The 21,411-nt window shown below is 69.1% G+C and carries 8 protein-coding genes; all 8 read right to left on the bottom strand.

Annotation, left to right across the window (positions count from 1 at the left end):
* Nucleotides 1-57: 57 nt before the first annotated feature.
* The 8 genes from NS1_RS11665 to NS1_RS11630 all read right to left on the bottom strand — a co-directional run bounded on the left by NS1_RS11665 (nt 58) and on the right by NS1_RS11630 (nt 21,393).
* A complete protein-coding gene (locus NS1_RS11665; RefSeq protein ID WP_062984136.1) occupies nt 58-354 on the bottom strand; it encodes a YbaB/EbfC family nucleoid-associated protein in 297 nt (98 codons plus the stop codon).
* A 25-nt stretch (nt 355-379) separates the two neighbouring features.
* Nucleotides 380-712, bottom strand: coding sequence for a hypothetical protein (locus NS1_RS11660; protein WP_084503663.1), 333 nt, complete (start codon nt 710-712; stop codon nt 380-382).
* Nucleotides 713-741: 29 nt separating this feature from the next.
* Nucleotides 742-1,524, bottom strand: coding sequence for an ESX secretion-associated protein EspG (locus NS1_RS11655; RefSeq protein ID WP_062984134.1), 783 nt, complete (start codon nt 1,522-1,524; stop codon nt 742-744).
* Nucleotides 1,521-3,287 (bottom strand): hypothetical protein, encoded by a 1,767-nt coding sequence (locus NS1_RS11650; protein WP_062984132.1) that lies wholly within the window; start codon nt 3,285-3,287, stop codon nt 1,521-1,523. Before NS1_RS11650 ends, NS1_RS11655 begins: the two co-directional genes overlap by 4 nt.
* Nucleotides 3,288-3,453: 166 nt before the next feature.
* Entirely contained in the window at nt 3,454-3,930 is a 477-nt protein-coding gene (locus NS1_RS11645; RefSeq protein ID WP_062984130.1) for a YbaB/EbfC family nucleoid-associated protein, read from the bottom strand.
* Nucleotides 3,931-4,027: 97 nt separating this feature from the next.
* Complete coding sequence (locus NS1_RS11640; RefSeq protein WP_062984129.1) at nt 4,028-5,227, bottom strand: hypothetical protein; 1,200 nt, start codon at nt 5,225-5,227, stop codon at nt 4,028-4,030.
* A gap of 16 nt (nt 5,228-5,243) precedes the next feature.
* A complete protein-coding gene (locus NS1_RS38955; RefSeq protein ID WP_062984127.1) occupies nt 5,244-5,993 on the bottom strand; it encodes a toxin-antitoxin system YwqK family antitoxin in 750 nt (249 codons plus the stop codon).
* Between the two features lie 22 nt (nt 5,994-6,015).
* Nucleotides 6,016-21,393, bottom strand: coding sequence for a YwqJ-related putative deaminase (locus tag NS1_RS11630; protein ID WP_218019920.1), 15,378 nt, complete (start codon nt 21,391-21,393; stop codon nt 6,016-6,018).
* Nucleotides 21,394-21,411 lie beyond the last annotated feature (18 nt).

Below are 21,411 nucleotides of genomic sequence, written 5' to 3'. Positions count from 1 at the left end.
CTATCTACCCGTCTGACCCTGACACCACACAAATATGCGGTGAAGGACAGTTGAATCTCATGTACCTGTCCGGTTGTATGCCGTCACCAGCTCGGCCCGCTCGCAGAAAGCACGGTGCGCGGCCGCCTGCGTGGTCTGCACCAGCACGCGCTCGAAATCGGCCGGTGACAACTTGGCGATCGCCGCACCGAGCTCGAGCCCGACCAGCCCGCCCGCACCGTCGACGGTGACCGTCACCGCACCGTCGGGCGAAACCTCCTGCGCCCGAATGCCATTGGTCGCCTCGGCCAGGTCCTGCAGCCGATAGAGCTGTCCCTGCACCTTCGCGATCAGCTCGTCCATGGTCTCGACCATCGCCGCGTCCTCCTCTCTTCGCTCGCTAGACCGACCGCAGCCAGCTGTCGGGCTCGGTGTCGTAGTCCTGCTCCTCGACGATCTCCGCCGCCGCGACCTCGGCCTCGGTCGGCAGACCCGTCGCCGCGAGCAGCGCCGGGTCGAAGCCCGCCTCCGCCAGCTGATTACGCCGCGCCAGACCCGCCCGCTTGGCCGACTTCTGGCACAACCGCAGGATCTCGGCGGCCAGATCGTCCGGGTCGCGGCGCAGTTGTTCGCGATCCACCGTGATCCCCACCGGCAGTCCCTGCTCGGTGGTGCGAACCACGATCGCGCCGGTCACCGACGATGCGCTGAACTCGCTCGGAAACTCGTCCACGACTGCCCCTCCCATCCGGTCCGACATCACTACGCCCGATCGTCCCTGATGGCTCTGACAACTTCGGCGATCTGGGTGTTGATCAGCGAAACCACCCGTCTGCGATCGGCGCCGACGGCCACCGGTGGCGTCCCCGGCACGATCACATAGCGACCGTCGTCGGTCAGATCGCGCCAGCCGAGCCGCAATCGCAGGATGCCACGCGGACCGAATCGCGACCAGCCCTGCTCGATGTCGATGAAGCCGTCGCGGTCGAGCCCGGCCTGGTGAAAACTCTTTGTCTGCACCGCGGCTTCGTCGTCGTAGTGCTGGACCAGCGAGCGGCCGTAGCTGTGGTCGAACTGATCGTCGCCCGGTTCGTCGAGGCGGATCTCCTGACCACGCCCGGCCTCCGCCGCGGGCAGATGGTCAGCGATCACATCACCGAGGGTCAGCGCGGTGTGGCGCGTGACGACGAATCCGCTCGCGTGGAACAGGGTTTCGCCTGGCAGTTGCCGCACGAGGTACCCCACCTCGCCCTTGCGCACGGCGAGCATGCGCACCGAGTGGGCGGGATCGGTCAGTTTCTCCCCGCCCCCGTAGCCACGCACCGCGATTCGGATGTCGGGGTGTACGAGCACATCGATGATCTCGTCGAGTTCGTGCTCCCACCGCCGTTTGATCCGCGCCCAGGCTTCCTTGCGGGCGAACTCGGCCTCCTCCGCGTCGCCCGGCGCGCTGGAGTGGATGAACGGGTCCGGCATGTACTCCTCTTCGATACCCGTCCAGAGCGCGTCGAACTCGTCGCCGGTGAATTCCCAGGTGGGCGTCACTGTTCCACCACCGGCCTCGCGACGATCGGCGCGTCACCGAGCGCTTCGTCCAGGTGGGTCGTCGAGTCGAGGTAGTCGGCCCGCTTGTGTTCCTTCTGCTGGCCCTGACCGCCACCGGCCCCGCCCATCGGCGACATCGGCATACCACCCATCGGCGAGCCCGCCGCCGACGACGCGACGCCCGTACGGAAGCCCTCCATACCCGTGGTGGCCGAAGCCCGCGGGAACAACTTGGACGCGCTGTCCAGGCTCGGCGACAGCGGCGCGGCGCCCGCTCCGGCCCCACCGCCGCCCGCACCCGAGCCACCACCGCCACCGCCGCCCTTGCTCGCCGCGCTGAGCGCCTTCTTCGCCTGGTCCTGCAGTGAACCGAGTGCCGCGGAGCTCGGAATACCCGCCAGCGCACTCTGTTCCGCGGCCGAGGTCGCCTGCTCCACGGCCGACTGCGCGGCGGAACCGGCCTGTTCGAGACCGGACTGTAGAGCCGAAGTCAATTGATCGGTCGAGGACGACCCCGTCGACCCCGTCGACCCCGTCGAACCGGTCGATCCCGTCGAGCCGTTGCCCGTGGTGTCTGTGCTGCCGTTGCCCAACTGGCTACCGGATTTCTGGTCCTGCAGCTCCGCTATCGCCCGCTTGAACGCGGCGGAGGTATCGCCCGAACCTGATCCGCTGCCAGAACCGGAGCCGCTTCCCGAACCTGAGCCGCTCCCGCTGCCATTTCCGGAGCCGTTCCCATCCCCGTTCCCGTTGCCGGTTCCGTTCCCGGATGACGGTGCGGTCGGCTCGGGCAAAGTGGGAAGGTGGCTCGTGGTGCTGTTGAGTCCGGGAACATAGGTGTTCCACATGACCTGGCGACCGTTCTTCGCGCAAGCCTCCTTGTCGGCCTGTGCCTGCGTGCCGTTGGGGTCGGCGTAGCACCGGGGCAACATGAGCGCGGTCGCCAACCCTTTGGAGGTGGCATTGACCCACCCGACGGTGTAATCGAGTGCGGCGGCAACCTGTTTGGTCTGATCGACCAGCAGTCCGTTGGCCTCGTGATAGGCCGACATCGCCGACATCGCACGCGTGGCGCCACCCGGACCGGTCCAGCTCTTCTTGCTCGCTTCGACTTTGGCGTTCAGGTCGTCGAAACCTGTTTTGAGCCAAGCCGCCAGATCACCCCAATACAACGCGGTGTGGCCCAGATTCCCGGGAACCGCGGACAGGGAATTCATGATCGTCTTGAGCTCGTTGTAGTTGTAGCCGTTGGGGCTCTCCGCCTTCATTCCGGACGGATCGAAGGCCTTACCGTCGGCCAGGACCTTCGGCAGGTCGACTGCGGTCGCCACCGCCGGATATTGAATGGGTGTGGGCTGCAAAGGCGTCTTGGCCATGCCGGCACTTCTGCCCTGCTCGATCTTGGTGCGCAGCGCGTCCAGATCCACCTTGCTGCCGTCCTCGGCGCCCTTGTAATGCCGGGCCGCGTCGAGAAAGGTGTCGGCGACATTGTCGAGAACCGTCTCGTGCTTTCCGAGTACGGTCTTCAGCTGCCCGGCTTTGTCTTCGAACTGCTTCGACAGTTGTTTGCCCGACTCCAGTGAGGAGAAATCGGGCAGGTTCGAGACCAGGTCTACTTGGTTTTTCACCGAGTTGACCCAGTAGCGCGCGTTATTGGCGGCTTCGACCAGGTTCGGCAGTGCCGACGGCTCGAGCATCAGCGATCCATCCGAGGCTGCCGAACGCAGCCCCGCCCACTGATCCTGCGCCGATGGTCCCGTCATGAAGTCGACCCTCCCTGTCCGTACCGGTGTCGCCTCGCGCCCCGCCTGGCACCGCTACCACGACACCGCCGATTCGCACGGCTTGCTAACGATTCTACGGTCTGACACGTGAATTACGCATGTACAGCACTGATCTCGCTGGTGGCGAAGGCTCGACCATCTCCGGCTACCAGCCCGCGTCGGTCGCGGGGCGGGCCGGGTCGCGGGAGCCGTCCTCGTCATCGGTCGAGAGTCGTTCCCGCTCAGGTGAATTAGGCGGTTCCAGCGACGCTTCCACCGGCTGCGGAATGGCGAAACCGTCCATGTCGTCGACCAATTCGTTGATTTTCGGCAGTCGGGCGCGTTCGCGTTGGATCGGCGCCATCAGTTGCTGGGTCCTGCGCGCGACCTCGATCGAGGCCTGCTGCGCGGCCTCGGTGACCGCCTTGGCGATCTCGGTGTAGGTGAGGTCGTCGATGTCGGGGGTGAACTTCGTCTCGATGACCTTGTAGTCGGCGTTGACCGTCACCGTCACCCGTTTGCGCACAGTGGCGCTGGCGATGATCTTGGCGCGGTCCTGCTGCACCTGCGCGATCGCCCGCATCTGGGTCTGGACAGTCTCGAGGATGTCCGCCATCTGTGCCTTGGCATGCTCGTTGGCCATACCCGATTCCCTCCGGCTTACGAACCGACACTCCCAGCCCGTCGGTTAGCGAGCACATCACAACTGTCACACCCGCGCAACAGCACGACCTCGCTCGTCACGTCGCGATGCCCACGGTGTGGGTGCCGAGCAAACCCGCGAGATTCAGCTGGAACCAAGCGGAATCGACGTTGTAGACGTCGGCGGGAAAGACCCGGGTGAACGCCTCCCTCGCCACGGCCGCACGCTCGGCGGCCTCGACCAGGCCGGGCACCGCCTCCTTCTGCGCCTGGCCCGCTTTCGCGCCGAGCAGGCCCGTCAGCACGTCGACGACGGTCCTGGTATCCCACATGCCGGGGACCGCGGGAGTCAACGCGTCGGCGCCCGCCGACGCGCCGCGGTACCAGCGGCCACCCTCCCACCAGTAGCAGAAGGTCAGCAGGCCGTTCTCGGCGCGGCGGTTGATCACCGGCTCGGCGACCCAGTCGGGGGCGCCTAGATAGACCTGCGGCATCGGAAGGTCTTTGTTGTAGACAGCGTCTAGTTCCGGTGCGTCCCATACCCCGCCGGAGAGGACCGCACGATCGCCCGGGAGCAGGCACAGGGTGGAGCCGCTGTGTTTCGAGCCCTCGAAGACATGGAAGGCCGGTGTCACGCGCGGTCCCCACTTGGAGCCGACCGCGACGAACGCGGCCGCGATCAGCGCCCACCGGCGGGCCAGGAGATCCAGCGGCGGGAACTCCACGTCCGGCGCCGACCCGATCGCGCTGCGGCCCGCCGCGATATCGGCGCGCGCCTGCTCGGCCGCGGCCAGCGGGGTGCGGATCTGCCGGTTGCCGTGACCGACGTAGGCGGCCAGCCAGATCGGCAGCCGATCGCGCGGATAGATCTCGATATCGGTGCGGTACACCGTCGGCGGGAACAGCTGATCGTCGGGGAACGGGTCGTCGCCGTAGTCGTATTCGACGTTCATCCGGCCCGCATTGCTCAGGGTGAGCAGGTAGCGCCACCACGGCCCGTCGCCCATCGACGCGGAAAGGTGGCGGTGCTCACGCAGCAGATCCAGCAGTTCCGGGCTCGGGAACACCCGGGCGAACCGCTCCTGCTCGTCGTGGAACACCACCATCGACACCTCGGCCGCCGCCGTCATCGCGAAGGAAGCCTCGACCTTGGTCCAGCCCGGCGGACCCAGCGCCGCCAGCGTTTTCGCGATGCGGTGGCTCAGTGCGGCGGCCCGATCCGTGATCCCGTCGTCGTCGGCCACCACCGTGGTGAGGGTGAATCCGACGTCGGGTTCCCCGGCCAGCTCGTCAGCCACTGCGCACTCCTTTTGCCTAATCCTGGTTCTCGCCGTACCGCGCGGTCACGGTACCGGTCTCGTCCCATTCGGTCCGGGTGAGCAACGTGCCGTCGGGGGCGAAAACGGTTTCCTCCTTGCGATTCCCGGTGGGGAACCATGTGCACCAGCGCCCGACCTGGTGCCGATCGGCGTAATCGCCGGTGTAGCGCGGGGTTCCGTCGAGATACCAGCCGCGCGTCGGTCCGTCGGGGTAGCCGTCGGTATAGCCGTCCAGGTCGGTGATGGGGCTGCTCGGCGCCGGGCGACGGATCTGCTGGCCGGTGAACGGCTCGTCGCCGTAGTACATGCGGGCTTGCTCGTCGTCCCAATGAAATTGGGGATCGTCCGCCGAGACGGCGTCGGCCGCAATGCCCTTGCGGGTGCGCTCGTCCTCGAATTCGAGCGTCTCACCCGCCGGGTTCCAGACCGAATGGGTGAGCAGTGTGCCATCGATGTCGTAGACGTCCTCGAGACGGCGGGAACCGTCGGGATACCACTCCCGCCAGGTGCCGACGGGGCGGTTGCGATAGAACTCGCCGTTGTAGCGCATGGTGCCGTCGGGGTACCAGCCCGTCCAGTCGCCGTCGCGGTCGCCGTCGTCGTAGCTCCAGTACTCGCGCCAGGTGCCGTCGGGGCGGGTCTGAGTCACCGCGCCGCTGTAAGGCTCGCCCCGATAGGACAACCTGCCGGTCGCCGCGTCGATCGCCACATCCGGATCGCTCAGTTCGATCGGATCGTCACTCACCTTCGAAACCCCTCCGATCGCATCAGACTCGGTCGCTGAAGATTGTCATCCGGCCTGCCGGATCGGCAACCACGTTACGGATCAGCAGGCCGAGGTCGATTTCCGGCGGCAGCGAAGGGTAGATCAGCTCACCCATCGGTCTGCCGTCGACCGCGACCGTGAATCGCGTCATCCGCTGCCGTGAACGCTCCCAGCCCACCTGCGCGGCCCAGGTGAGCTCGATCGGCTGAGCGCCGACCTGCACCATCAGCCGATCGGCGAGCCGATAGAAGATCACCGTCACTCCACCGAGATCGGCGTACAGGCCGTCGGCACCGAGTTGTCCCGGCGCCGCGGGCCGCAACGAACCGGACCGCGGATCGAACTCGGCCGGCACGCCACCGCCGTACGGACGGACGAGCAGCACGATGTGCTCGGTCGGCGGCTGATACTCCGGCCGATAAGGCGTGCGGGCATCACCCCGCCCACCGGCGGGCGGCATCGCGGGCGGCGGATACATCGGAGCACCACCCTGCGGATTACCGGTATCCGGCTGCTGCCAACCGGATCGGTCGAGGGCCGGGTTTCCATTGCCCGGCGGGTACGGCTGACCACTGCCCGGCACGTAGGGCTGACCGTGAGCGGGCGGATACGGGTGACCACTTCCAGGTGGGTACGGCTGACCATTTCCGGGGTACGGCTGGCCGTTACCCGGCGGGTACGGGTGACCACTTCCAGGTGGGTACGGCTGACCGTTACCGGGGTACGGCTGGCCGTTACCCGGCGGGAACGGCTGACCATTACCCGGCTGGTCCGGTGTGCCCGAGCCAGAGGGTCGAGTTCCCCAAGGCGGAAGAGGCGGCAGGCTCGGATTTCCGCCCGGCGGAGTCGGCTGGACCGGCCACGACGGCACCGTCGGTTCGTTCGGAGTCGGCTCGGTCGGCCACGGCGGCACCGGTGGGAGCGGCGGCACAGTCGGTGCCGGAGGCAGCGGCGGAACCGACGGTTCCGGCGGAGCGGGCGGCAACGGCGGCACGGGCGGAACCGGCGGCAGCGGTTCGCCCGGCGGCAGCGGCGGTTTCGGGGGCACGGGCGGATTCGGGGGCACGGGCGGATTCGATTGCTCCGGCGGGCACGGCGGATTCGGCTGGCCGGGCGGGCGCGCCGGCTCCGGCGGCAGCGGCGGTTCCGGCGTCAGCACCAGCGGCGGCACCGGCCATTCGACGGCGTCGAACACCGGCACGTCGAGCTCGACCTCGTACTCGTGCGGCGGATGCGGGATGTGCGAACGCATCGCCGACCCCGGCAATTGCCTGTGCACTCCCGGACGTCCCTCGGTATCGGGCAGCCGCGGCGGATCTTGGCCGTCTCCGCCGGAATCGCCGTCCCGATCCAGATCGAAGCTCTTGTCCGGGTCTCCGGCCGTGGTCGGCTCGCTGTCGTCGACACCCGGATCCGGATCCACGGAAGGACGCCGCGCTGACCCGTCAGGCTCCGACCCAGTCGGCTCGGACGAACCGGTGCCATCGAGCTCGTGCCCGGGCCGGTGGATCCCCTGGCCCGGCTGCGGGTCCTTCGGAATGCCGGGGTCGCCCGGGTCGGTCACCGGATCGAGCACCGGTGGGGTGGACGGTCTCTCATCTGTCGCGATGGGATCCTGACCATCGGCATGTGGGAGGGGTCGGCTCGTGTCGCCGAGTTCTGCGTTCTCGGTGGGGGGCTGCTCGCCGGAACGATCGACATGTGGGGTTCGGTTGTCGCCGTTGGTCGCCGGGCCAGCGGGCAACCCGGAACGCACCGGTGCACCGGGCACAGCTGGGCCGTGGCTCGGCGAACCGTTCGGGTCCGACGCCGACACACCCGCGGACGGCCCGTCGCCCACTGCGGGCGTGTCCGCACCACCGATTCCGGGATCGGTCACGAACGGCTCGGTGAACAGCGCGCGCAAGCGGGCGATATCGGCGGCCCGCCCGCGTATCTCGTCGCGGATCTGCTCGTGCACCGCGGCGAGTTTGTCCAGGGTCAGGCGTTCGTGCTTGTCGATGCGACCGTCACGGAACCAGTCGTAGACCTCCGCGACCTTCTCGTCGTCGGCATCGGTGACGTCAGCGCCGAGCAGGCGGGCGTGATCGCGACTCGGGCCGGGGACAGCGTCCTCGGGCGCGGCAGGCCGCGGCGACCGGTCGCTGAGATCGTCGGCGCCCACTTCGCGCAGGAAGTCGAGGGCATCGCGATCGTGTACCGGCGGGTCGTCGCCGATCGCCCGCGGGTCGGCGTCCGGGTTGTAGACCAAGCCCTTGGCGTAGGGGTCGATATTCGCCAGTACCCGCACGTAGTCGGCGAGCGGACCGGTGAGATCGTCCAGACCGCCGCGGGCGGCCCGGTTGGACAGCGCCTCGGCCAGCGCGGCGGCATCCAGCGGCAGCCCGCCACGTGGCAACCCGAGATGCGGGGCCAGCGCGGCGAGCGCGGCGTCGACGGCGGTCGGGTCGAACGCGCGCAGCAGCTTCGCGTATTCGGTGAGGTCGGCGGCCCGCTGACGGTGCAGTTCCACCCTGGTCGTGGGATCGGCGAGGCGATCGGCGACCAGCTGCGGGCTGAGGTCGCCCGCGTCGACGCCGAGCCGCAATGCCAGCGCGCTCCGTGCGTTGTGCAGCGCGTTGAAATTGTCGACCGCGTCGACGGTGAGCGCGTAGTCGACCAGACCCTCGAGCTGCCTGGCCCGCACCTGGTTGGCCCGGTCCAGTTCGGTGAGCAGATCGTTCAGCTGCTCGGGCGACAGGTTCGACGGGTCAACGATCCCGAGCCGTCGCGCCACCTCGGCGACCTCGGCGCGTACCTCCGCCAGTGAACGCGGCTCCGGGACAGCCTGATTCACCGCATCGGCGACAGCGGGCAAGTTCGCCTCCGGCACGGTGTGCCGGGCGGGCACCTCGACCATCCGCCACGGACCGGTACCGTCGCGGACCATGGTCGCGTCGACCGTGCGACCGTCCAGCTCGCCACGCAGGTGACGTACTTCCGGCGCGTCGACTTCCAGCACACGCACGCGCCCTCGATCATCGACCCCGACGATCCTGATCTGGATGTCGACCGCACCACGGTTGAGCCGGTCGATGAAGTCCGCGTCGGCCTCGGCGAGCGCCCGCGCCAACGCGGCTTCATGTCCCGCCCCGGTGTCGACGATCGCGATGGTGCCGTTCTCGGGATCGAGGACGAGCCGGTCTCCGGTATCGATGTCGTTGAACTCGGCTGTCCGCCTGGCGAATTCATCGAACACCCCGACGTTGCTGTCGAGCTGGTCTCGCAGCTTCGCGATCTCGGCATCGAGATTGTTGACCAGCGCCTCGAGATCGGCGCTCGCGAGATGTGCCCAGGTGGACCGCTCGTCACGCAGCCCCGCACGGCGCAGGGCGTCATCGAAGATCTTGCGCGCGTCGTCGGCATGGATGGTCTGCGAGCCACCGTCGTCGCTCAGATCGGGCCAGAGGTCGACCCATTCGCCGCCGTTGTTCACTCCGCGCCAGTTCAGCATGTCGAAGCCGAACTTCTCGCCCCTGGCCGCGACAACCTCCTTGAGATAGGCGCCCAGCGGGTCCTTGCTGAAGAAATTGGCGGGCCGGAACGGGATGTCGGCGTGCTCGGCGTTGAAGAACCGCGCTGCTGCTTCCAGCGCCTGGATAACACCGTCGCGACGCAGCAGCCGGTACTGCGCCTCGGCGAGTGCTTTGCGCAGACCCTCTTCGCTGAAATCGGTGATCCGCATACCGAGTTCACCGGCGAGCGCGTCGAGCACGGTGGCGTCGGCGATGCGCTGGTTGACCGCGTCGACCACGTCCCGCAACCACGGCGGCAGCGGTTCGGCCGGTTCCGGAGCACGCTCCGATTCGGCGGGGAGCTGTTGCCTCTCATCGGATTCCGGCAGTGCCGCGGTCTCCCTTGCCGCGAGTTCCTCGGGTGTCAGGCTCTCCAGTTCGAGCAGGTGCTCCAGCCCGGCGTCTCGCAACTCTTGTTCGATCTGGCGACGCAGCTGCGGATCGGCATCGGAGATCCACGGCTTGTACTCGCTGCCGTCGAGATTGCGCAGCGGCAAGAATTCGCCGGCCTGCTCGGCGATCCGCGAGGACAGGTGCTTGAGGATCGGCACCAGCTCGCGCTTGCGCCACATGTCGATGCCCTCTTTGAGGATGCGCACCGGGTTGAACTTGATCTGGAGCTGGTCGTACTCACCGCCGGGCTGGCCCGGTGTCGAGTCCTTCACCGTGGTCAGTGGCAGCCCGGCACTGTGACCGAGCAGCGACTGACCCGCACTATCCATACTCGAACCGGAGGGATACTTCGGGTTCTCGCCGAGGAACGGCCGGTTGGCGATTCGGTCCCAGAGCCTGCGCAGCCAGTTCTTCTTCGGTGTCTCGACTGTCTTCTCGGCGGCCGGTGCGCGCGGTGTCGGCTCGGGCCGCGCCACGGGTTCCAGATGCCAGGCGTCCGGCCCGTCCTCGACCCGTCGCACCACGGTCTGATCGGCGCCGACGTCGACGGACAGGATCCGGTCGTCGAGCTCGGTGTGTGCCAGGCGGTCCAGGTGCGCGAGGTCGGCCGCATCGCGAGCCACCGAGGCGCGCAACCGGGTGATGTCGTCGGCGGCCCTGACCAGGCCAGGATCGGCGGGCAGCCCCAGCCGGGCGGCCCACCGTCGCGCGACGGTCTCGCGCATGGCTCGCTGCTGTGGATCGGTGGCGGCCTCGGCGTGCCGCACTGCCGAAGCGAACGCCTCGACAGCGCCCGCCCGCAACAACTGCCGGTAACGCGCTGCGTCGAGCGAACCCGGATCGGTGAGGTCGACCCCGAACCTGGCGGCGAGCCGGTCGAGGGCCTGCTGAGCCGGCTCCATCCGCGGAGCGCCCGGCTGCGCGCCGTCGTCGGGCGGCAGCACCGCGGACGGACGCAGCGGCTGTGCCTGCGGATCCGGTTCCGGCTCGGCGCCGAGACCGGGTCGCGAGGCGTCATCGAGCCCGGCCCGACGCAGGTCGTCGGCGATCTCCGCGCGTACCTCGGGGTCACCTTCGACCCGCCAGTGCTCCAGCCCCTCTTGCAGCTGGTCGAGATCGAGCGGACCGTAGTCGTCGGGGTACCGCATCGGCGCGCCGAGCTCGGCGTCGGGATCCAGTGCGCTGTCGAGGAATCCGCGCGCGCGGGCCATGTCGGCGATCTCGGCCAGCGCCCCTAGCGGATCCCGCTGACCGGTGAGGACATCACCCACACCGAGCGCTTCGGCGAGTAGGCGCACCTGCTCGGCCTGCTCCGGCGTCAGCGGCGGCGCGTCGGCGTGCGCCGATGGGGGCAGATCGGCGAGATCCTGAAGGAACCGGCGCACATCGTCGATGAGGTCGCTGCGCTGCTCGGCGTGGGTCGGCGGGTCGGCGGAGGTGTCGCCGTCCGGCTGAACCAGGTCGGCGTCGCCGGGCACGGCCAGGTCGGCGGGCGGCTTCGGCAGACCGCTGTCCAGCGGCGACGAACTCCTCGACGGCTCTACGGGTTCCGGGCTGAGCGCGGTCGGCGGATGCGCCGGTGGCTTCGAGGGCGGGCCACCGGGCGCGGGACTGGGAGCGGGCGGTTCGCCGGATTCGTCGTCACCACGCGATCGGTCCTCACCATCGCGCGATCCGTCGGCGCCGGTCGGCCGTGAGTTCGCCGGCTCATCACCGTTCGCCGCGGATTCGAGGGCAGCGGGCGGGCGAGGCAAGCCTGCCTTCTCACTGGGCGTACCGGGGTCGGCATTCTCCGACGGTCCGCTGTCGAGTGCGGGCTTGTCCGACCCCCCGATCTCCGGGTCGGTGACGAACGGCTCGTTGAGCAACTCGCGCAACCTGGCGATATCGGCGACGCGCTGCCGGATCTCGTTGCGGATCTCCTCGTGCACCTGGGCGAGTTGTTCGAGGGTGAGGCGCTCATGCTTGTCGATGCGGCCGTCGCGGAACCACTCGTAGACCTGGGCCACCCGTTTGTCGTCGGCGTCGGTCAGGTCGACGCCGAGCAGGCGGGCGTGATCGCGGCTCGGGCCGGGGACGGCGTCCTCGGGCGCGGCGGGCAGCGGCGACAGGTTGCCGAGATCGTCGGCGCCCACTTCGCGCAGGAAATCGAGGGCGTCGCGCACGTGTACCGGTGGGTCGTCGCCGATGGCGCGCGGGTCGGTGTCCGGGTCGTAGACCAGGTTGTCGGCGTACGGATCGATTTTCGCGAGTGCCCGCACGTAGTCGGCGAGCGGGCCGACGAGATCGTCGAGCTCACCGCGCGCGGCCCGATTGGACAGTGCCTCGGCCAGCGCCGCCGCGTCGAGCTGCAGCCCACCGCGCGGCAGCCCGAGATGCGGAGCGAGCGCGTCGCGGGCGGCATCGACGGCCGCCGGGTCGAGCGCGCGCAGGAGCTTCGCGTAGTCGGTGAGGTTCGCCGAACGCTGACGATGCAGCTCCACCCGCGTCGTGGGATCGGCGAGCGCACGGGCGATCACCTCCGGGCTCAGTGCCTCCGGGGTGACGCCGAACCGCAACGCCAACGCACTGCGCGCATTGTGCAGCGCGTTGAAGTTGTCGATCGCGTCGGCGCTGCGCGCGTAGTCGACCAGCCCCTCGACCTGCCTGGCCCGCACCTGATTGGCTTGTTCCTGCTCGGCGAGCAGCTTGTCGAGCTGCTCCCCCGACAGGTTCGACGGATCGTCGATGCCGAGCCGCTGCGCCACCTCGGCGATGTCGGCCCTGAGCTCGGCGAGCGAACGCGCTTCCGGCACAGACTGATTCGTGTCATCGGCCACGGCGGGCAGGTTGACATCCGGCTCGGCGCCCGTGGGCGGCCGCTCGATCATCCGCCACGGCTGCGTCCCGTCGCGCACCATGGTCGCGTCGACCGTGCGACCGTCCACCTCGGTGCGCAGGTGCCGCACCTCGGGCGCGTCGACCTCGAGGACGTGCACCCGGCCGCCGTCATCGATCCCGACCACCCGGATCTCGATGTCGACCTCGCCGCGGTTGAGCCGGTCGATGAAGTCGGCATCGGCGTCGGCGAGCGCACGCGCCAGTGCGGCCTCGTGCCCGGCCCCGGTGTCGACGATCGCGATCTTGCCGTTCTCGGTGTCGACCACGAGTCGATCACCGCTGTCGCTGTCGGTGAAATCGGCTACCCGCTGGGTGAATTCACCGAGTGCCCCGACATTGTCGTCCAGCTGCGCGCGCAGCCTCGCGACCTCGGCGTCGAGATTGTTGACCAGCGCCTCGAGGTCCGCCCCTGCCAGGTGCGCCCAGGTCGACCGTTCGTCGCGCAGCCCGGCGCGGCGCAGCGCGTCGTCGAAGATCTTGCGTGCGTCCTCGGCGTGGACGGTCGGATCGCCACCGTCGTCGCTGAGATCGCCCCAGATGTTGACCCATTCGCCGCCGTTGTTCACCCCGCGCCAGTTCAGCATCCGCAAGCTGAACTCGTCGCCCTTGGCCGCGACGACTTCCTTGAGGTAGGCGCCGAGCGGGTCCTTGCTGTGGAAGTTGGCGGACCGGAACGGGATGTCCGCGTGTTCGGCGTTGAAGAATTTCGCGGCCGCTTCCAGCGCCTGGATCACGCCGTCGCGGCGCAGCAATCGGTATTCGGCCTCGGCGACGGCCTTGCGTAGTCCGTCTTCGCTGAAATCGGCGAGCTGGACCCCGAGTTCGCGGGCCAGCGCTTCGAGCACGGTCGCGTCGGCGATGCGCCCGTTGACCGCGTCGACCACATCCTGCAGCCACGGCGGCAGGGGTTCGGCTACCGCGGGAACTTCCTCGCCCTTGCTCGAAATCTGCACCGGTTCATCGGATTCCGGCAGTGCCGCGGTCTCCCTTGCCACGAGTTCCTCGGGCGACAAGCTCTCCGGTTCGAGCAGGTGCTCCAGCCCGGCGTCGCGCAATTCCTGTTCGATCTGGCGACGCAGCTGCGGATCGGCATCGGAGATCCACGGCTTGTACTCGCTGCCGTCGAGATTGCGCAACGGCAAGAACTCGCCCGCTTGATCGGCGATCCGCGAGGACAGGTGCTTGAGGATCGGCACCAGCTCGCGGTTCTGCCACATGAGCACACCCTCTTTGAGGATGCGCGCCGGGTTGAACTTGATCTGGAGCTGGTCGTACTCACCGCCGGGTTGACCTGGCGTCGAGTCCTTCACCGTGGTCAGTGGCAGCCCGGCACTGTGACCGAGCAACGACTGACCGGCGCCGTCCATGCTCGATCCGGACGGGTACTTCGGATTGTCGCCGTAGTAGCCACGATTGACGAGCCGGTCCCACAGCTTGCGCAGCCAGTTCTTCTTCGGCGGCACCTCGACCGCCTTGTCCGCGGTCGACGTGAACGGCTTCGGTTCGATGCGCGCGAGTGGTTCGAGATGCCAGGCGTCGGGCCCGTCGGCCACCAGCCGCACCAGTGTCTTGTCGCCGTCGACATCCAGCGACAGCACGCGGTCGTCGAGCTCGGTGCGCACCATCTGATACAGGTGCGCCATATCACCGGCGTCGCGCGTCACCCCGGCGCGCAACCGGTTGATGTCGTCGGCGGCGCGGACGAGACCGGGGTCGGCGGGCAGTCCCAGTCGGGCAGCCCAGCGCCGAGCGATGGCCTCGCGCAGCGCCCGCTGCTGTGGATCGGTGGCGGCCTCGGCGTGCCGGACCGCGGCGGCGAACGCCTCGACCGCACCCGCCCGCAGCAACTGGCGGTACCGGGCGGCATCGAGTGAACCCGCATCGGTGAGATCCACACCGAACCTGGCGGCCAGGCGATCCATCGCCTGCTGCGCGGGCTCGATCCGCGACCCACCCGGCTGACGCGCACCGTCTTCCGGCGGAAGTATCGCGGACGGGTGCAGTGGCACGGCCTGCGGGTTCGGCTCCGGTTCGGTGCCGAGGGAGGGTCGGGCGTCGTCGAGTCCGGCCAGCCGCAGTTCCTCGGCCATCTCGGCCCGCACCTGCGGATCGCCCTCGACCCGCCAGTGGTCGAGCCCGTCCTGCAACTCGTCGAGGTCGAGCGGCTCGTAGTCGTCCGGGTACCGCATGGGTTTGCCGAGTTCGGCTTCGGGATCCAGTGCGCTGTCGAGGAATCCGCGAGCCCGCGCCATATCGGCGATCTCGGCCAGCGCCCCTAGCGGATCGCGCTGGCCGGTGAGCGCGTCACCGAGGCCGAGCGCTTCGGCGAGTAGGCGGATCTGCTCGGCCTGCTCCGGGGTGAGTGGCGGCGTGTCGGCGGTAACCGACGGTGGCAGATCGCTGAGTTCCTGGAGGAACTGGTGGACATCGTTGAGGAAGTCCCTGCGCTGGTACGCGCGTTCGGGGGCGTCGACGGTGTCGGTTACCGGCTGATCCAGCACTGCGTCGCCGGGTACGGCCAGTTCGGCGGGCGTCTTGGGCAGACCGAAGTCCAGTGGCGACGAATTCTTCGCCAGCTCTTCGGGTTCCGGACTCGGCGCGGTCGGCGGGCGCGACGGCGGCTTGGACGGCGGGCCGCCGGGCGCCGTCTGCGCAGCGGGCGGATCCCCCGAATCGTCGTCATCGCCACGTGGGCCGTCGTCCTCACGCGAGCCGTTGCCGCTCTCGACCGCCGACCCGTCCCCGCTGTCCGGCGTCGAGGCACCACCCTGCCGTTCGAGCGCGGCGGCGAACCGGGCGGCCATTTCCGCACGGGCAGCGTCGAATTCCTGCTGCGCCCGCAAATACGACTCGAGTGCCCGCACGTCGGCCAACGCTTCGGCGTCGAGATCCTCCGGCCGTGTCTGCGCGGCCTCGGCGAGTTCGGCACGCAGCGCGTCGAACCGCTGCTGCGCGGCGAGGTAGGACTCGAGCGCGGCCAGGTCGGCCGCTCGCACGGCGAAATCCGCCTCGGTGTCGTCGCCGCGCTGCGCGGCGGCCTCGGCGTCCCTGGCCGCCAATTCCTCGAACCTGGCGGCGATCTCCGCCTGCGCGGCGTCGAAATCCCGTTGGGCGCGCAGGTACGACTCCAACGCGGCCAGATCCGCGTCGACGCCGTCGAGATCACGCAGCGTGTCCTCCAGCGCGGCGTCTGCGCGGTCGGCGCGGCGCTCGTCGGCCTGGTCGTGCAGCTTGTTCTGGCGTTCGACGGCGTCGTCGATCATCGCCAGTGGATCGACCGGCTCGCCCGGTCCGACCAGATCATCCAGCGAGGGAATCGGTTCGGCCAGTTCGTCGGCGACCTCGTCCAGCTTGCGCATGGTGTCGTCGAGCTTCGCGTCGGCCCGATCGTCGAGGTCGCGACCGCGTTCGGGCGGCACCTCGGTGTCGGGTCGGCCCGAATCCGGTTGCGGGCCGCGCGGTCGCGGACCACCGCCCGGCTCGCCGCCCTGCGGCCCAGCGGGCAGCCCGCGCCGCCCCTCGGGCAACGCGTCGGGACGCGACCCCGGGTGTTCCCTGGCCGGCGCGCCCTCGGCGGGCGGCAGGTCGGCCACCGGCCGGTAGAACTCCTCGGTGAGCGCCTTCAGTTGCTCGAGCTGCTCGGCCCTGAGGCGGATCTCCTCGCGGATGGCCGCGATCTCGGCGGCCAGCTTCTCCGGACTCAGACCCTCGTGCTTCTCGATCTTGCCGTCGCGGTAGGCCTCGTAGATCTCGACGAACTTCGCGCCGTCGGCGGTGGACACATCCACCCCGACCAAGCGCGCCCAGTCCCGATTCGGCTGTGGCCGTGGATCATTCGGGCCGACCGGCTCGTCCGAGCCATAGGAGCGGGCGACGTTGTCTGCGACCTGGGCGGCGAAATCGACCGGGTTCGCACCCGGCTCGGCGGCGCCGACCACATCGCGCAGACCGTGGATCGCGTCGCGGTCGTAGATGTGCGGGTCGCCGGTGGTGCGCGGATCAGCCGCTCTGGTGCCCGCGGGATGATCGGTGTACGGGTCGATGCGCATCAGCGCGTCGGCGTAGGCGGCCAGCGCCCCCCGCGCGTGGTCGCCCGCGCCGAGCCGGTGCATCCGCGTGATGAGCTTGCGCAGCTTGGCCGGATCGATGCCGGTATCGGCCGGGCCGACCTTCGACCGGCCGGTGAGTGGGTCGGTCTTGCTGACCTTCGGGCGCAGTGCCTCCGGATTCCCCGGGCTCAGCGCCTTGATCAGCGCTTCCTGCGCCGCCTTGACCGCGGCCGCGTCGACGTTGCGCAGCTGCTGGGAGTAACCGGCGGTCTTGCTCGGTTCGCGCTGCTGCCCGTCGAGCAGGTCCTCGAACTGCTGCTGGCGTTTGCCGCGCCGCTGTTTCGGATCGGTCAGGGCCTCGGCGATCCGTCTCGGTGTGAGCTCGCCCTCCGGGATACCGAGCCGCGATGTCAGCTGATCGCGCGCGTCACCGATCAGGTAGAAGGTCTCGATGTCCGCCATCGTGCGGGCGTAGTCGAACAGCGCCTCGGCCTGCCCGGCGCGCACCGCGTTGTCCAGGTGTAGCGCGCGGATGGTGGCGTCGATATTGTCCGGGTGCAGGGCGGCCGGTCCGAGCTCGAGTTGCCGTGCCAGATCAACGATTTCGCGCACCATGTCGGCGCGGTCGCGCGGGGCGGGCGGCGGTTCGGGCGTCGGCTGGACCGGGTGCCACTGGCCGTCCTCGCCGCGCATCATCGTCACCTGCAGTTCGGCGCCGTCCACGGTGCGGCGAATGTGCTGCACCTCCGGCGTCGCCACCGGATCGAGGAACTGCCTGCCCGCGCCGTCGGCGTGCACGGCCCGGAAATCCGGCCGCAGTACCCCGTTGTCGATGTCGATCGCCAGCTCCGGATTGTCCCGCAGCGCGCGGGCCAGCGCCTCCTCGCGATCGAGCGCACCGTCGACGACCAGCAACCGGTCCGGCCCGCCGTCGGCATCGGGCACCCGCGCGACCTGATCACCGTAGGACTTGCCCACCGGTTCGGCGCCGTCACCCTGCAGGATCGGCTGCGCGGCGGCGATGAAATCGGCGAGGTTCTGTGCCCGCTGTCGCGCCGCGTCACGCAGCTCGTTCAGCGTCGGTTCCATCCGGTCGCCGGACAGATCGCCGAGGTCACGGCCGAACATCGCTGCCCAGCCGGACAATTCGTCACGCAGCTGGTCGCGGCGCAGCGCGTGTTCGAAGAACTCGCGGGCCCGCGCCTCGTCCCGGCCAGGCTCCCGATCGTCGGAGAAGCTGGCCCATTCGGGCAGCCGGTCCGCGCCGTTGCCGACCCGGTCGTAGTCGCGCAGCGAGGTTTCGCCCTCGAAGGCGACGATCAGGTCGCGCAGGAACCGGCCGAGCGGGTCCTTGTCGAGGAAGCTGACTTCGTTCGAGAACGGCACCGGGCGTGGGGAACTCGTGTCACCCCAGTGACTCCGCGGAGGCTCGGCGCCGCCCAGTTCGTCGTCGTCGTAATAGTCGGCGTCGTCACGTGGTTCGTCCGACTCGATCTCGCGCAGGCGGTCCGGTCCGCGCAGCGTCCGGTCATCGGGGGCAGGCGCCGGGTCGGCGGGATGATCCGCGCGCCGGTACGGGCGGGTCTGTTCCTCGTCGGCTCGGCGTGCCGCGTCGGACAGGCCCTCGATCGCGCCGATCTCGCGCAGCAGCCGGTGGCTCTGGTGGTCGATCGCCCGGCGCACATCTCGGGGTCCCTCGCCGTCGAGATCGATCCCGAGCCGCTCGGCCATCTCGGTCAGCGTCTCACCCTCGGGCGGCGGACCCTGCTGTTCCGGCGGTGTCTCGGCGGGCGGAACGGGTGCGTCCTCCATCGCCCGCGCCTCGTCGGTGTCGATGAGTCCGTTGAATTCCAGATCATCGATCAGGTCTTGGCGCAGCCGCGGATCGCGGGCGTTCGCGAACAGTTCCTTCAGGATGTCGCGAACCTCGCCGGCATCCATCCGGTTGGCCCGCAGCTCGCTGATCACGGTGTCGCGCACAGCGTTCGGATCGGCATCGGAGATCCACGGCCGGTATTCGGTGCCGTCGGGGAAGTACACCGGGTGGTAATTGCCTGCCGAATCCGCCTCGCGTCCCAGCAAGCCGCCGATGATCGGAACGTGCTCCCGGTTGTGATACCAGGTGAGCCCTTCCTTACCGATCCGCGCCACGTTCAACGCGGGATCGCCTGCGCCGGGCGGTGGTTCGCTGATCACCGGACCATCCACCGGCGGTGCGGGCTGCGCGGGCGTCAGCGGTGCGGGCGGGTCGGTCAGCAGGTGCGCGCCACCGCTGACGCCGTCGCGCAACGCGGTCTGTCCACGCCCGTCGAGACCGGATCCGGACGGGTACTTGAGATTCAGCCCCTGATACCCGGCATTGAGATCATCGACCAGTTTCCGTAGCGCATTCCGGTTGTCGACTTCGGGAATGTCCGCATCGTTGCGCGCGGGCACATGCTGAGTGGCCTCGTCGCCGTCATTACGCGCGACCACCCACTGCCCGTCGGCCAGCTGGATGTGCAACGCGACGACTTCTCCGTTGGCACCGAGCTCGACGCGCACCTCGCGCTCCGGCGGTTCGGGTTCGGCGAAATCGGGTTTGCCCCGGGCGGATTCGTCGCCGTCGGCACCCATCCAGTCCGTGTTGTCGGTGTCGGCGTCCGGCCGATCCGGCGTGTCCGCGCCGTCGTCGGGCACGTTCATGTAGTCGGTGGTGATGTCGTTGTCCGTGGAGCGGTCGATCGCGACCGGGTCGGCGCCGAAGGGCAACGGGACATCGGCGAGCAGGTCGACGCCATTGCGGTCGAGCAGCAGCTCGGTGACCGTGATCTTCCCATCGGCATCGGCGTGCACCAGCCGGTACTCGACGCGAAGGGTGCCGTCCTCCATGGCCGCGCGCAGCTCGGAGACCACGTCGCGGATCGCCCGGCCTTCCGGACTGTCGGGGTCGATGTCACGGTCGCGCATCTGCTCGGGCGTCTCGTTGAGCAAGCGCACGAGGTTGCGGTCCTTGTTCAGGATGTGGCGCAGGTATTCCGGTGAACCTTGTTCGGCGCTGATGACTTTGGAGCCACCGAGCGTTGACCCGACGCCCTTCGCCTCGACGATCAACAGCGTCGGTCCCGAGTCCCCTTCCGTACGCGGGACGAACGACGCGATATCGACCACGCCCGCGCCGTCGAACGCGCCGTCGAAGGGCGAGAGCTTGACCGCGCCCGGCCGGGCATCCGGATCGAGAGCGTAGTCGAGACCGGCCAGCTCACCGAGCTTCTTGGAGACCTCGACCATTTCGCGTCCGAGGTCGTTGTAGTCGGTGGCGACGTCCTGAAGATCGTCGAGCAGGTCGCGCTTGCGGGCCCGTTCCTGCTCGCTCAGTGTGGTGTCGGCGCTCAGTTCCTGACGCAGGCTCTTGATCTTCTCCGACAGCACCTTGGGTGCGAGTTCGTGCTTGTCCTTCAGCTCGAACTCTTTCATGAGCTTGCGGAGCTCTTTGCTGGTGTTGTCCCGCTCGGTCTGCAGTGCGACGCGCCGGTCGGAAGCCTCGCTCAGCTCCGCCGCGCGATCCGGATCCCGCATCTCGTGCAGCTCCGAATCGCCCTTCTGCACGCGGTGCTGGTATTCGCCGCCGGTGAGGTGGTCCTTGACGAACCCGCCGGAGTCGTACAGCCGGAAGTCGACGTTGCGTTTGGTGCCGGGCGGATCGTCGTTGTGATGCCAGGTGCCGTCCGGGTCGCGGAAGCTATCCGGCCGGTCGCCGGGCCGATGCAGCTTCCCGTCGTCCCCACGTTCCATGCCGGGCGGCACCGGATCGTCGTCGCCCATGAAGTCGGTCTCCGGGTATTCGGGTGAGACCAAACGGGGTTCGATGGGATTTCCGTCGCGGGCCGCCTGTTCGAGATCGGCGTGCCGCAGTGGGTCGACCCGGGGGGCGCCTTCGTCGATGATGTGGCCCGCGGTGCTCTCGGTGCCCTGCACCACCCGGGTGCAGTTGGCGCAGCAGGGCGCTTCGACGCCACGGCTGGGGACGTACGGCGAGTTGAGGATCGAGGCGAGGCCGTCGAAGTCGGTCGGCAATTGATCGCCGGGCTCACGCTGCTGGTTGAGCAGTTCCCGGTCATGCAGGGCGGCGTTGGTGCCGCGCACCTCGGCGTGGCCGAGTGGATTGTCCGTATGCGGGAAATGGGCCGGGTCGCGCCCGTTGTGGTAGGCGTCCGTGGGGTCCTGGTAGCGGGCGACGTTGTCGTGCAGCGTCGGGTGCAGCTCGCTGGGGTGGATCCGCTGGTCGGAGGTGCCGTTGGCGGCTTCGTAGACGCGACCGGTCAGGCGGTCGATGGTGATGGACGTGACGTGGCCCCGCCGCTTGCCGGGCAGGCGCTCGGCTTCGGCCTTCTCCAAGCGCTTGGCGGGCGAATCGCCTGCCTCGGCTTCGGCCGCATCGGCGGCCAGGAAGTTGTCGAGGGCGGTCTTGGCCGCCGCGGCCTGCTCCTTCGCGGCCGCGACGTCGCCCTCCGCGCGCCGCACCCCGTCCGCGGTGTCCTC

Origin of the sequence: Nocardia salmonicida NBRC 13393, assembly GCF_001613085.1 — a bacterium.
Taxonomy (GTDB): Bacteria; Actinomycetota; Actinomycetes; order Mycobacteriales; family Mycobacteriaceae; genus Nocardia; species Nocardia salmonicida.
This window is presented reverse-complemented; position numbering and strand designations above follow the sequence as displayed.